Origin of the sequence: Salinibacter grassmerensis (assembly GCF_947077765.1) — a bacterium.
GTDB classification, from domain to species: Bacteria; Bacteroidota; Rhodothermia; order Rhodothermales; family Salinibacteraceae; genus Salinibacter; species Salinibacter grassmerensis.
Map to the genome: position 1 here is coordinate 141,787 of NZ_CAMTTF010000004.1, position 13,930 is coordinate 155,716.

Here is a 13,930-nt window from a genome sequence, read left to right on the forward strand (position 1 = left end):
TAATTAGCTCTTCGATAGTCATAATTTTGCGTTACTCATAGTTCACTTGGTCTACGTTTCCGTTCGGCTGCTTGAAGAAGAGCAAAACGCCATCACTTCCGCTACGCTTTGCATAAAGCCTACCTTTGCCGCTTGGCGGCGCTGGTGGTTCGGAACTGTTTTTTCCTCTTCCTTGAATATCGATATATGCGTTGCTGTTAAACTCGTATAGGTTGGCAAGAGCCCCACCTTGAATAATAAAGTCGCTTTCCTGAACCGACACGTTGCCGTTCGGACCTGGCTGAATATACACGTCTTCTGCCTCTGAAGTAAGCTCCAAACGGTCCTCTGCTTTTACTCGAAGGTTGGAGTGAAACGAGCCAGTGTAGTACTCCGACTGTCCACGAACGTAGCCGTGAAAGTTATTTTGATTAGGCAGATCTCCGTACCAAGCTATTTGGTTATAACCGAACGATCCGGTCTGCATACTTACGCCGTTGTCGTCGATCTTAAACCCTCCGTCTCCGGTTACAATCTTTCCGGTGTTGAGAGTAAAGGTCCCGTCGATATTTAAGTCTAGAGAAAAGAGTTGCGTCGTATCGATCCGGTTTGCGTCGACTGTTCCAGTAACAATATCTCCCCCGTCGATCCTTGTGTACGACTGCTTAAAGCCGGAACCCGTATAAGTGTACTGCGCGTCTCCGTCGTTGGTATCGATCCACACGTCCCCCTTTTGTAGAGAGTCGCCGTTGTCTCTGCTGCTTGGCTGCGTGTCGTTTCGAATCGTCGTCGTGTTTTCGGAAGGGTCGAAGCCGTCTGTAAAGGTGGTGTTGCTGTTTATTTTGAGCTTCGAAGCGTTAATGTTAATCCCTTCCGTCGAAGCGTTGATAGACCCGATAACGCTGTCTGTCTCAACGGGGCTAAATGCCACCGAATCAAGAACAACTAAGTCGGTGTCAATAACTCCCCCGCTTATAACTGTCGTGCCGTTTTTTAGAGAGTCGTCAAGTATGCCGTTAAGGTCGGTTCGAACGCTATCGTCTAGTCCGTCTGCGTAGTTGAAAGCCGCCGTTTCTGCGTCCGTTTCGGCACTGTCAACGTAGCTTTGGTCTGCTAGATTTTGCGCCTCTGTACCCCCTACGGTAACAGAGTCTTGAATAATTCCGTCTTCTGCTACGACTACGCCTTTCAAATACGCGTTGTCGCTCCATATACCGTGATCCTGCGGAGTTATGCCGTCGATGTTAGGCATACCGCTTACGTTTCCGAAGCGTGCTCTTGGCTGCCTGTTGTTAAAGTCTGCGTGGCTGTTTATGCCGTCGAGCGTGTCTATAAAGGGTCCGTAAGGGCTAAGAAAGACAGAGCTATCTCGTGAAGTATCCGACGAACCGACAACAACAAGGTCGTCGCCCTTCTCTGGCTTTTCGGACGTAGAGTTAGAGACCGATACTTCGACGGTCTTTGTGCGGTTGGAAGTGGAGTTAACCGTAAGCTCCAACTGCTTTATGATCGTTCGGTCTCCGCTGCCTAAGTCCGACTCTTGAATAAGGCAAATATCGGTTGTCTGTACGCCCGTAGGCTCTGCAAAGGTAAGCGTGTAAGGTCCGCTTCCGCTTACGCTTTCGACCTTGCCCCCTCCCGGTCCGAACACTCTGTCGCCCTTAGTTACAGTGATCTTGCGAAGCTCAAATTCCCGAGCGATAAGGCTACCCCGTACTTGCAGATCTTCAAACCAACTCTCTTGGTCGTCTATAACGGTTCCGCTGCTGGAAAAACCTGTTGCTGCACCCTGCGTCCGAAGCGTCGTGTCGTCAAGCACAACGCGGCTTGTGTGCGTCTTCAAGCCGCTTATCGTCTCGTCTTCGGCTTTGAAAGAAAGCGGTGCTAAGTCTGCAAGAAGGTTCGTCGTGCTTCCGACTTTCGAAAATACGCCTTGCGGGTCGTTGTCTGTTTTAAGAGTTGAAAGCCCGTTGATATCTACTTCGCCGTCGTTGCCGATATCAACGTTGATCGCCCCCGCTATCCTCCGAAGAGATCCTTCCGTTCCGGCAACCCATTGGTCGTTTGTCTCGTCCCACCGGATAAGGGCGTTTGGAGAATTGAACCTATTTGCGCTTATATCTACGTCTCTTACAGTGCCGTTTTCGGTTGCGCTCTCTTCCGAAGCGGCTGTGTTGATCTCCAAAAGGGCGTTTCTTACGTCGAGATCGTTAAGCGTAAGATCGGTTGCGGCTGAATCTATGTCGTCGTTGTTAAGCCCTACCGTAGAAGTGTAAGTGTCGTTGTCTCCGTTTCGGGCAAACAGATCGGACGGTTTGTTAGTGATCTCGTCCCATATGCCGGAACCTTCTCCTACACTTCCCCCGCTTCCGGCTCCCCCGCTGCCGCCTCTTGAAGATCCCCCACCGGACTGCATTTCGTAAAACGCTTGTTCGAGTCCGGCTGTACCGGAGTCTTTAAGCCTTGTAAGCTCTACTTCCGCACGGTCGCCCCTTTGCCCGTTGAACTGCCGACGCAAGTAAGATACGGTGTAGAGCTTGCCGTTTATGTCGAATACGTCTTCGGGGCTTATGTCTGCTCCGTCTCGAAGCTCTACTTCGTGGGTAAGCCTCTCTAAGCTGTCCCTTTGCTCTCTCATACGGTGCTTTGCCGTAAACTCTTCGATGCTTTTACCCGAAGGCGATTCGCCGGAGCTGTAAGGACCTTCTTTCCAGTCGTTTGTTATATCTACACCAGAAAACTTAATTGCCTTCGGGTGCCCAACTTTAGGACCATCACCGATTAGCTGTTTAATTTCCTCTTCTCTTCCGGTTTGGTCATCAAGTGCGGTGTAAGAAGTTGAATTTATAACTTCGTCATCTACTGTAACCTTCAAGGATATGTTGTCCAGTAGCACTTTTTGATCTGATCCTACTGACAATTCTACTTTTGCATAGAAGTATGGTTGACCTGTAACCTTATCTCCGGATATAGTTCGGACAGGTAGTATAAGTTGTTGATTTTGTATGTTAAAATCAGAGTTAGGAATTCTTTTTGGCGGCGAAAACTCTGTTTCCGAAGTCGTCCACGTGTAGTATTGAACTTTTGCTCCTTCGGGAATCTCTTCGGAGATTTTACCTTTCAAAACCCCATCTTCACCCTTAGCAGGTTTTTTAAGATCAATCGTTGCGATTGGGCTATTGAAGTCTGGGTTTTCAGAAGGGTTGTATACTTGAAGCTTGGTTCCGTTAGGAATAATTATTTCATCAGATTCGGGTAGTTTGTCAATAAAAACTTCTCCGTTATCTGCGGGAAGAGCTTTACTTTTTACATTAGCTGTCTTCCTTTTTGCATAGTAGTCCCCAACGGAAAGTTTAAACTTTGCTTCCGTGCTGATTATTCTTTTCGCAAACTCCCAATTACACCGAATTGCCCCTCTTGGACCAGGATCTCTTATAGTGGCGGGAACTGTTTGCATTAATTCAGGTGGTTCCGAAGGGTTAACCCCACCCGGTTCTAAGTCTTGCTCTAAAAGAACAGCTTGTTGGTTTTCCTGCGAAATATCGCCGGGAAGGTTGTTGTAACTCTCAATCGAAACCGTAGAACAAACTTCTGATTGACCTGCACCGTCACACTTTTCGTTTACACTCCACCCTGTTAAGTCTTCCTCAAACCCCCCGTTTTGAATAAGTTCACCCAATTTTTCGTATAGGTAGACAGATTTTGAAAGGCGAAGGCGTCGGACTCCTGACCGTGGCTTATCTTTTTGTAGCTTTATAGAAAGGTCGTTCGTAAGGTCTTTTTGCGTCGGGTTGTTGTTTGCAACGTCGCTAACCCCGTCCCACACTTTAATAGACCCGTCCCCTGCTATGCGGTGGCGCTGCCGCAAAACCCAATCCCCGCTTGTGTTCTGAAAAAGCTGCATACCGAAGCGGTCAAGCACCGCTTCCAAAATCGTTCGGGCGTTATTTTCTTCGGTAGTTCTATATTCGCCGTCTTCTCCTTCAATCGGTTCCAGTTCGTCAAAGGCTTGCTCGTCTACTTTGTAGAGCTTTAAAGGAAGCGTGTCCCCCCCGATTTGGTTGCCGCTACGGTAGGCGTACCACTCCATATTAGCGGCTATATTAAGGTCTTGCGCCCCTCTTACAAGCCGTCTAAGAACCTCGAACAAGTTGGTCTTTCCCGATAGGTTTAGCTCTGCGTTTTCAAGCAGTGCAAGCCCGTCGATAGCTTCAAGCTTTACAACCTCTTTGTCTGTGTAGGGGTTGTCTCTTCTAAGGTCGGTTGCAAGATATCCTTGCCAATAAAGGTCGCCTTCAACGTAAAACTGTACGCGGTATTCTTTATCCGGCGCGTCAAAAGACTCTTCGGAAAGTGCCTCTCCGTTATCGTCTCCGTAAAACCGAAGCACAGCCGTCGAAACGTGAAGCGGAACCGATAGGTCGTTCTTTTCTTTTTGGCTCCAAGTTATCTCAAACGGGCTACCTGTTGGCGTAAGGTCGTATACGGATCCGCTGTATCCTTGCTTTTGAATTTTAATTTCGCAAGAGCCAGAGTTTTTATTCTGCCAAGTTGAACTGTACTTTGTGCCGTAAGCCATATACTTTTGTTTAAGATCTATCGGTTCGTCCCTTTCTGCGGTCGTCTTGTTTTGTGGTTTCGAAAGAAGTAACTATGTCTCTTCCCTCTGTCCGCGTACTTCCGGTTATGTTAATGTTCATATTTTGAGTAGTGCTGGTTGCCCCTGCTCCTGTCGTTTGCGTTACAGCCGAAGCCGCCGACGCTCCCGACGTTGCTGCACCCGCCGACGACGTTGCTGCTCCTAATCCTCCACCGCCACCGATAATACTTTTAAAGCTTGAAGCAAAAGAGGTGCTGCCGATACCAAGTACGCTTAAAAGTGCCGACGCTATAACCGCCTTTGCGATAAGGGCGATAAGTTGCTTTACAAGCCCTTTTATGATCTTCTTAAACGAGTCCAAGAGGTTTTCCCCTTCAACAATAGCGTCTGCGATAGCACCGCCCATTTGCTCCGAAAAGGCAAAAACTGCTTTTTTTCCAAACGCTTTTATCCTTTTTCCAAGCTGAAATATCATACCACGAAGAGGATTAAGTTTTCTCTTTAAGCGGTCAACTTCTTTACCGTAGTTTTGAATACCTTTCATTTTTCCTTCCGGAAGAAAGTTGCCAATACTATTATCTCCGGTGTCAAGGCTTGCTTGCCCTGCCCCTTGAACTTTAGAAGCGGGTGCTGCGGGGCTTGGAAGTTGTCTTGTTGGTGCTTCAAAAAGGTCGCTGTCTTGGTCAACGCCAAAGTCCCGCTCTCCGGTGTCTGTTGATCCTGTGGCGTTTTCCACAAGCTCTTCGCCGTGGGCACCACCGAGGTCTTTCATATCTTCGGAAGACTCTTCTAAGGCGTCGTCCATCTGTTCAACGCTCTGTTTCATACTCTCCCAATCGGGCGTTCCGGCGCTTTCGGGGAAGAAGCTTTCGAGGTACTGCAAAGCGTTAATAACGCCTTTTGCAAGCGCTTGGAAGATCCGAACTATGCCGTCGATAGCTTCAACCAGCACAAAGCCAAGGAAATACCCCGCCGCTGCCGTCGCGTCGTGAAGCGCTGCAAAGGTGCGAATAAGAAAGTCAAGTGCTCTAAGGATAGCGGGTATATTATCGACAAAGCCCCTTGAAGCATCGATCATAGACGGAACCCACGTCTCTGCAAAGTCGGCAAGCTCCGGTATAACCTTCTCTACTTCTTGCGCCATAGACTTCAAAGCCGGAATAACCGTGTCGGCAAGAAGGGGGCTCATTTCCTTCACAAACTGCCTCTTCAAGTTTTCTGCGGCGTTGTTAAGGTCTTTCATTCCGGCTTGAACTGCCGCCGATCCTGCCCCGTCAAGCTCGTTAGCAAGCTGCATAGCCTTCACAGCAAGCCCCGCTGCCCCTGCTAGTGCGGCACCCGCCGTTAGTGCGGCTGCTCCAACCCCTGCTATCGCTGTTCCGGCGACTGCTGTTGCGGCTGTTGTTCTGCCTAGTGTTGCGGAAAGCTTTCCGGCTGCTTCGCCGATATCTCTTCCCATATCTTCTTCGATTACTCCGGTCATACCGACCGCTTCACCGACGCCTCTTCCGACTCTTCCTGCACGGTCTGTATCGACGTTTACTTCGGCGTTTACGTCCCTGCCGTCTATGTCGTTAAGAGCCCTGTCGAGTTGTTGTACTTCGTCTTTTGCCCCGTCTACGTCTCCTTCCATAGACGAAAAGTTTCGGGCAAAAGCACGGGCAAGCCTTTTCGTTGATCGTTTTAAGTCTTCGGAGTCGTCGGTTACGTCTGCCATTTGCTCCCCCGTATCCTCTACGGTGTCCCCCGCAGACTTCATCTTCCGTTCGAAGCTAGAAGTGTTTGCCGTTAAGTTTGCTTGTAGAGCGTCTAGTTGTGCCATACTGTTTAGTTAATAAAAAAGGCTCCGTTGCCGGAGCCTTATTTGTGTTCGTCCCAATCGTATTCTTCCGGCGATATGTGGGCGTCTGCGTGCTCTGTTCCGTCGAACCCAAGTAGCTTATCCATCGACGGCGGCTGCTCTTCTGCCATCGACGTTGCGTGCATCATCTGTTCAAGCCTTGCAAAACGAGTGTCTTTTTTTAACTCTTGGTCCCAATAGGCTATAAGGCGGTGAAAGTAGATTCGGGGGGTTGCTTCCCAAAAGTCTTCTACGTCGTCGTATCCTACCTGAAAAGCCGTTTGAATAAGGCTATGGAAGTCGTAGGTGTCGATAAGCCTGTCAACGGGGTCGCCCGTGTCTATCGGCTCTTCGTTTTCTCCACGGGCAAGGTGCCTATCTATGCTTTTTTTTGACGGTCGCTAACTTCCCGCTCGTTGATGTACTCGTTGAACTTCTCTGCCTCTGTCTCTTCAAGATCCGATAGCCAAGCCCCAACGTCTTCGGGGGTAATTTCTTTTTCTCCGACAACCTCTTCGCTCATTTCGTCGGCTTCGGGGTCGTAGGTTACTTCAACCTCTTCGGCAGTAAAGTCCTTGCCCGCTCTCCTGTGCCCCTCTTCAAGGCAGTAGAACCACTGGTAAAGCACGAAGTCTGTGCCCCCTTGCGACGCTACCAAGTCCTCTTTATCCTCTTCTGAAAGCTCTTCAACGGACTCTGCGCCTACCTCTTGAAGCTTCTCTTGCAGGGCGCTAGCCATTTTCTCCCTGTACTCCGAAGTGTTTAGCTCTTCCTGGATGTTCTTAACTACGTTGAAGTTATAAGAAACAGGGCGGTGTTTGCCGCCGATTTTAATAAAAGTTAGGTTATCCATCTATGTTACGCTACTTGATCTTCGGTAATCTCTCCGTCTGTGCGGATCGTAAGCTCAAAAACGGAAAGCTCGTTAAGGTTGTGTGTCCTGCTCCAATCTTCGATATGACCGTCAAACTTAATTTGTACGTCGCCTGTCTCGTCTCCTTCAAGCTTCATAGAGGTTGGAGAGTCGCTTTCAAAGGCGGCTTGAATAAGGGTTTGTCCTGGGTCGTCCGGTGCATACAAGCCGCTAATAGTTACCTCTCCCTCTCTTAGCCCTCCGATGTAAGAAGCGTCTGTTGGGCTATCGTCGCTTGAACGGTCGAGCAAGTCCTTGGAGCGGTTAACGCTTTTCTCTCTCGTTTCTCCGACTTTCTGCATAGTGCCGCCGTCGTCGATGTAAAATCTGTACTTTTGACCTTTCTCTGGCATATTATTATTTTTTGTTTAGGGTTCGTTTCTTCTGCTATTAAGTATAACGGGTTTGATTAGTATTTAGACGTATACGAAAGCTTTGTATACCCCCAATACAGATCCGTCGCTGTAAGTATTGTCAAATACAAATCCTAGAGTTGGACTACTGTTAGCTGTGGAAAAATTCCATATAGTACTTGAAGTCGAAACATACACGCTAGAATCGTAATAGCTAATGTTTTTTGGAACCTCCGATATATCTAAACTGAAGTTAAAGGTTAGGTCTAAATTAAATCCTCCAAAGTTGTAGTTACCTGCTTCGTCCCAAGCCACGTAAAGTTCTCCGTTTGGGTTAGACATCAATTTTACAGGCACTCCGGAATTAAAACTACCAGTATATGTAGTAGCAACAGAACTGCCGTCGGTGGTAAGTTTTTTTAACTCTCCGTTTGCGTTTCCGTAAATAACGTTTCCGTTTCCGGTTGTTGCAATAGCTGTTTTGTTTTCCGACGTGTTGTAGCTCCACAATTCGTTTCCGTTAGTATCAAACTTTCTAATAGGACCGGAAGAATCTTCCGCTACAACAGCGTTTCCGTTATCAAAAACGGCTAAGTCATTTACTCCCGATATCGAAGTTGAAAACCATTGATACGACCCGCCGAACCTTTCGAGTGTTGTAGAAGTGGCAACGTAAACGTTATCGTTTGGCTTGTTGTAAATAAGTTTTTGTGGATCGCTTCCGCTGGTTGTTCCCTGTAAATTTATAGATCCTGGTTGGAAGCCTCTCGTATTAAATTTGCTTATTTGTCCAGACGAATTTACTCCATACATTTCGTCTTTGCTCGCTTCTACGTCAATGCTTACTTGATGACCACTAAAGTCATTTTGCCAAGCTACTTGAGGACCGCCGTTGTTTGCCAATGAATATACTTTCCCTTCCGTAGAGTTGCTGGTAATAAAGTAATTTCTTACTCTGGGTTGGACTTCTTTGTTGCCCTGCGTTATATTTTCCCAACTTCCATTTATTTTTTGATAGAACATACTGTTTATTTGTTTAAGTTAGGTTGATAGTTGCTGTCTTAGATGATCCATTAGGGAAGGATACAGCAAAAACCAACTGGTCGTTATATTTGTCTAGTTCAAGTGCGATAAATTTATCATTTTTAAGAGCGGCAATTTCTTTTGCCTCGTTCGGGTCTCCTATGTTTGAACTTACGTCGTTCATAACGTTGTCATTTTCCGCTCTTGTGTCGAAGTAAATGTCTCCGTTTTCTCCTAGTGAATTACTAGGCACCCCTCTTCCTTGCAGGTCGGCGTGTGCCTTTACGCTTGCGGAGTTGTCTCCGTCGTCGGTAACTGCTATTCCCCTTCCGAAGTTGATGCCGTCTGCTCTGGAAAGAACGCTTGTAGCGGAGTCCTCTATTCCGATTCCCCCGTCTACTGTTAGGCTGTTGTTTGCGTCGTCGTACGTAAGCCCGATACCGCTGCCGCCTGTAAGTAGGCTGTTTGCGGCGTCTTGTGCGTCTTCGTCCGTGTAGTGGGTAAGGTCGCTGATCTGGCTTTCTGTAACTGTAAGAGCCGATTCGTGCTGCGTAACGTCGGTCTCCGTGACCGTGTACCCCGTGATAAATCCGGCGTCGTTTGTGTAAGTCGAAAGGTTATCGTCTACGTCAACTGTAAGCGACGGAGCGGCGTCGTCGTACGTAACAGAAGCGTTCGTGCCGCCGCTTAACAGGCTTGCAGCGTCGTCTTGTGCCCGTTCGGTGGTATAGTAAAGGTTGCTTGTCCCTTCGCTTAGACCGTCTGTTGTCTTGCTTCCGAAGTCGCTGTCAAAGTCGGTAGAGCCGTAGTGCGTAAGATCGCTAATTTGGCTCTCCGTGATGGTCAAGGCGGTTTCGTGCTGCGTAACGTCGGACTGCGTAACCGTGTACCCTGTAATAAACCCGCTCGTAGAGTTGTCAAATTGGCTTAGGTCCGAGGTTACTTCGTAGCTTACGTTCCTGTTTGCGTCGTCGTAGGCTACGCTTATAAGGCTCTGTGTGCCCGTAAGAACGTTGTTGTATACGGCGTCTTGAACCTCTTCGCTTGTAAGCTGCGTGTCGGTAGAGCTTACAGTTATAGCGTTGTTGGCGTCGTCTCTCGTAACCGAAGCGTTTGTACCGCCCGAAAGTACAGAAGCCACGTGGTCTTCAACCCTCTCGTCTGTGTAGTAAAGGTTACTTGTGCCTTCACTTAGAGCGTCGGTTGTTTTGTTGCTAAAGTCTGTACCGAAGTCCGTAGACGTGTAGTGGGTAAGATCGCTAATTTGGCTTTCGGTAATAGTAAGTGCGCTTTCGTGTTGGGTTACAGCACTTTCACTTACGCTAGAAAGAAAGCCCGAGGTTGTGTTATCATACTGGCTTAGGTCGTCGTTAACGTTGAACTCCGTTCCAGAGAGAGAAAGCAGAGTTCCGGCGCTGTAAGTCGTATCTGTGCCGTCGATAGTAAGACTGTTTCCGGCGTCGTCGTACGTCAAGGCTACGTTGCTTCCCCCCGTAAGAAGAGAGTTTACAGCGTCTTGCGCCTCTTCGTCTGTGTAGTGGGTAAGGTCGCTAATTTGGCTCTCCGTGACCGTTAGAGCGGCTTCGTGTTGGGTTACGTCCGACTCCGTTACCGTGTAACCGGAGATAAAGCCAGCGTCGTTGTTCAAGAGGCTTACGTTCTCCCCTTCTTCCATATAGGTTGCAGGAATATCCGACGCCGTAAACTTATCAAGATCGCTGATTTGGCTTTCTGTGACCGTTAAAGCGGTCTCGTGCTGCGTGACAGCGGCTTCGCTTACGCTTGAAATATACCCTGTCGTAGAGTTGTCGTACTCGCTTAGGTCGGTCTCGACGTTTACCGTAAGAGTGTTTCCGGCGTCGTCGTGGCTTAGAGTTGCGTTTGTACCTCCGGAAAGAAGGCTATTTGCTGCGTCTTGCGCCCTCTCTTCGGTAAAGTACAGGTTGTTTATGCCTTCACTTAGGTTGTCGCTGGACTTGTTCGAAAAGTCGGTGTCGAAATCCGACGACGTGTAGTGTACGAGGTCGCTAATTTGACTCTCTGTGATAGTAAGCGCCCCTTCGTGCTGCGTAACGTCGGACTCCGTTACGGTGTAGCCCGTAATAAAGCCTATGTCGTTGTTATAAGCGCTTAGGTTGTCGTCAACGTCAAGCGTTAAGTTGCCGTTGCTATCGGTGTAAGTCTTAATTACGTGCGTGCCGCCCGAAACGAGGTTGCTTACGCGGTCGTCAACTCGCTCTTCTGTAAAGTACAGGTTCGAGCCCTCCGCTAGGTCGCCCGTAGCAAAGTTCGAGAGACCGCTAATAAAGCCGCTTACAGAGTTGTCGTATTGGCTTAGATCCGACTCTATTTCGAAGTCTACTTCGTCGTTGCTGTCGTCGTAGGTAACGTCGATAAGGGTTTGTGTACCTGTAAGAACGTCCCACGCTTTGTCCTGAATAACTTCAAAGCTTATGTCGTCCGCTGTAACGGTTAGCGAGTCGCTTTCGTCGTCGTAAGCAAGGGTGATCCCCTCCCCCCCTTCAAGCAAGCTGTCTACGGCGTCTTGTGTCCGCTCTTGCGTAAAGTAAAGGTTGTTTTCTCCCTCTATTACTTTGTCGCTTGTTATGCTTACAGCGTCGGCGCTGCGGTCTTCTACTATCGTATACGCAAGGGTAATCGTTGCTTTCTTTTCGGTGGTCCCGTCTCCAGAAAAAGTCGTCCGGTTTACGTTGTCGATTTGTTCGTCTGTAACTTCGGCACCGGAAACATAAAGTGCGTTTTTAAATCCGTCTTTAACGTTTTCAATGTTTTTCTCGAAGCCGTAGTCGTTAATCTTTCCGGCTTCCCACTGGTACCAAAGAGCAATATTAATTGTTGCTTCTGTTACCCTCGAATCGTCGGTGTAAAATACTTCGTCGTCTACGCCTTCAAGAGTAACATACGGAAAGTCCGGTGGAGTAGGTACGGACGTATAAACTTCGACCGTATTATAGTAGTCTATTTTTTTGAGCCTTTGGTTGACCGACTCTATAAGATCAAGTATCATATTTTTTAAGTTGTCTCTATATCTTCAATTCTTTCTTTAAGCCTTTTGCCAAAGTCCTTTGTCTCTTCTCGAAAGGCTCTTGATAAGGGAAACTGTCCTTTTTGCGTGTAAGTGCGCCCAAGCTCGTCCGTCCCGACAAAGCCGAACTCTATTCGCTTTGCGTACTCGACGGGGTTGAAGACGACGCCGGAAAAACCGTCCGCTGATAGCTCGTGTTGATAGCCTCTTACAAGCGTTCCAGTCTCTTCGGGGGCGTTGTCCTTTGCCTTGTTTTGAACGCTCTTAGTCGTCTTGTCAACCTCTTCTTTTGTCTCTTCAACGGCTTTTTCGGTGTACTCTTCTATCTGCTCTTCAACCTCTTCAAAACCGTCGAACTCTACGTCAAGCATATTATTTTCTGTTTACTACTATTGCCCCGTTGAACGCCCCTTTCGGCTGGTACTCTGCAACGGAGCAGATTACTTCGTCTCCTGTGCGTGTCGTAACCTTCGCTTTCATACCGACGCTTACGGCAGTGTAGTCGGGCGCTTTCGACGGAAAAACCGTTAGATCTCCGACCTTCTCAAAGCCGCCGTCCGGTCCCGCTGTCGTGATCCCTTCTTCGTCAACGGTTGCGCTGGACTCGAACAAAACGGTCTCTACGCCCTCCACGTAACCGAAGTCGTTTTGCGTTCCGGTCTCTTCGTAAAGCGTTATAGATCCGTCATTCATATTAGCGGTCTTGCGTCAAATTCTGTAAGAAACTTGCCGAAGTTCGGCGGTCGTTCTTTTTGCATAAGCTCGTTATCGAAAGAAACGCTTTCTTTTCCTACGCTTCTGGACTCGTGGAAGGGGTTGTTATCTTTTTTAAGTAAGTTCCACCACAACTGGCTTCCGACCGTTCTTCGGTAAGCCTGCAAAAACTCTCGTTCTTGCTCGTTGGGGTTGTCGTCTAGACCGTGCTCTTCCCACTCGTAAAGATATACAATTCGGTCCCCCACTCCGTTTGTATAAGTATAATAATCTAAAACCAAGTCTTCGGCTCTATCTGCTAAACCTTCTGTCGCGTTTTCGGGGTTGACCCCTGCATCGGTCGGTATGTACTTCCGGTGCTCCTGTAAGTTAAAGTAAGAGTCTGCTTCAATCGGCATACTGTTTATTTTTGTTTGTATAAAAGAAAAACCCGAACCCGACGACTGCCGAGTTCGGGTCTTTCTGTGACGTTCAAAGAGTTGCCCTTTGCTTAAATAGTCTTGATAATAACGCCTGGACTATTCTTGATACTGGACATAACGTGATTCCAGTTTGCAGTATCAACAAGCTCTGCGTCGGACGGGTGATTTGGTCCGTCGTAGCTAAACCCGCGAACATCAACTTTCTGCCCTTGGATTCCTGCCATACGCGTTGCTGGTCCTGCTTGCCCCGTTACATCCGTCTCCGTGCTCATTCCCGGCGCGAATAGCTCTTCAAGCTGAAGCGCTCCGTCGCGGAGTGCAAGCGTTCGGAACTCTTCACCGTCAACAAGAGCGTCGTTGTCGATAACGATAGCGTCCCTGTTAAGCGTGCCTACGGTTCCCTCGTAGATCGTAGCGCCTGGAACGTCGGTTCCTGCTTGGTTAATAGCGTCGCCCATAAGGTCGTAAAACGGCTTGGAGTGCATAACAAAGGTTCCGATCTTAGAACCCGCGTCTCCAAACGCTGCAAGCCCGTCAACGAGTGCTTGGTAGTCAAGCTTTTCAAGGCTTGTGTCTCCGGTGTCGGGGTTGTGCTCAACGGTCAAGCCGGATTCGCTTCCGCAAGCTCCGACCATACCCTTAACGAGCGTGTTTACGTAGTCCTCTTGCGTATCTTCTGCAACTTGCTCTCCGAGGACAGCCGAATACTGCTGGCTGTTCATTTGCCGCCTTTCAAGTTCGATATCTCGTACTTCGAACGGTCCGACTCGACGGGTAACGTGCGGTACGTCCCGCTGTCCTTCTCCTAGCTCTTGAATAGTTGCGTCTCCTGTACCGGAAGGATCCATTTCGTTAACGGTGCCTCCGATACGCTGGAAGAACGATTCTCTCGTCTTCTCTCCCTGCGCGTCGTCAACAGAGATAGTAACTTCGGGTCCTGCCTGGTTTACGAACGCTTCAACGTTCTCTTGTAGTGTGTCGCGGTAGCCCCCACGAAACTGCTCTTCGAAAAATACAAAATTAGCCATTTTGGTTAGTTT

10 protein-coding genes are annotated in these 13,930 nt (G+C 48.5%); all 10 read right to left on the minus strand.

All coding sequences use genetic code 11. The annotated features are described in order from the left end of the window. Nucleotides 1-31 precede the first annotated feature (31 nt). A complete protein-coding gene (locus OJB03_RS10710) occupies nucleotides 32-4,558 on the minus strand; it encodes a hypothetical protein (protein WP_263787286.1) in 4,527 nt (1,508 codons plus the stop codon). Between the two features lie 10 nt (nucleotides 4,559-4,568). Then, nucleotides 4,569-6,401, minus strand: a complete 1,833-nt coding sequence (locus tag OJB03_RS10715) for a hypothetical protein (RefSeq protein ID WP_263787287.1) — start codon at nucleotides 6,399-6,401, stop codon at nucleotides 4,569-4,571. Nucleotides 6,402-6,798: 397 nt separating this feature from the next. Further along, complete coding sequence (locus tag OJB03_RS10720; RefSeq protein WP_263787288.1) at nucleotides 6,799-7,272, minus strand: periplasmic substrate-binding domain-containing protein; 474 nt, start codon at nucleotides 7,270-7,272, stop codon at nucleotides 6,799-6,801. 5 nt (nucleotides 7,273-7,277) lie between these two features. Next, a complete protein-coding gene (locus tag OJB03_RS10725) occupies nucleotides 7,278-7,685 on the minus strand; it encodes a phage tail protein (protein WP_263787289.1) in 408 nt (135 codons plus the stop codon). A gap of 63 nt (nucleotides 7,686-7,748) precedes the next feature. After that, nucleotides 7,749-8,708, minus strand: a complete 960-nt coding sequence (locus OJB03_RS10730; protein WP_263787290.1) for an NHL repeat-containing protein — start codon at nucleotides 8,706-8,708, stop codon at nucleotides 7,749-7,751. A 13-nt stretch (nucleotides 8,709-8,721) separates the two neighbouring features. Further along, complete coding sequence (locus OJB03_RS10735) at nucleotides 8,722-11,736, minus strand: hypothetical protein (protein WP_263787291.1); 3,015 nt, start codon at nucleotides 11,734-11,736, stop codon at nucleotides 8,722-8,724. A gap of 5 nt (nucleotides 11,737-11,741) precedes the next feature. Next, nucleotides 11,742-12,125 carry an HK97 gp10 family phage protein gene (locus OJB03_RS10740; RefSeq protein ID WP_263787292.1) on the minus strand — a complete coding sequence of 128 codons (384 nt, stop codon included), beginning with the start codon at nucleotides 12,123-12,125 and terminating at the stop codon, nucleotides 11,742-11,744. A 1-nt stretch (nucleotide 12,126) separates the two neighbouring features. Further along, nucleotides 12,127-12,447, minus strand: coding sequence for a hypothetical protein (locus tag OJB03_RS10745; protein ID WP_263787293.1), 321 nt, complete (start codon nucleotides 12,445-12,447; stop codon nucleotides 12,127-12,129). Further along, entirely contained in the window at nucleotides 12,444-12,866 is a 423-nt protein-coding gene (locus tag OJB03_RS10750) for a hypothetical protein (RefSeq protein WP_263787294.1), read from the minus strand. The genes OJB03_RS10745 and OJB03_RS10750 overlap by 4 nt, the downstream gene beginning before the upstream one ends. A 92-nt stretch (nucleotides 12,867-12,958) precedes the next feature. Beyond that, nucleotides 12,959-13,918 carry a major capsid protein gene (locus OJB03_RS10755; protein ID WP_263787295.1) on the minus strand — a complete coding sequence of 320 codons (960 nt, stop codon included), beginning with the start codon at nucleotides 13,916-13,918 and terminating at the stop codon, nucleotides 12,959-12,961. Nucleotides 13,919-13,930 lie beyond the last annotated feature (12 nt).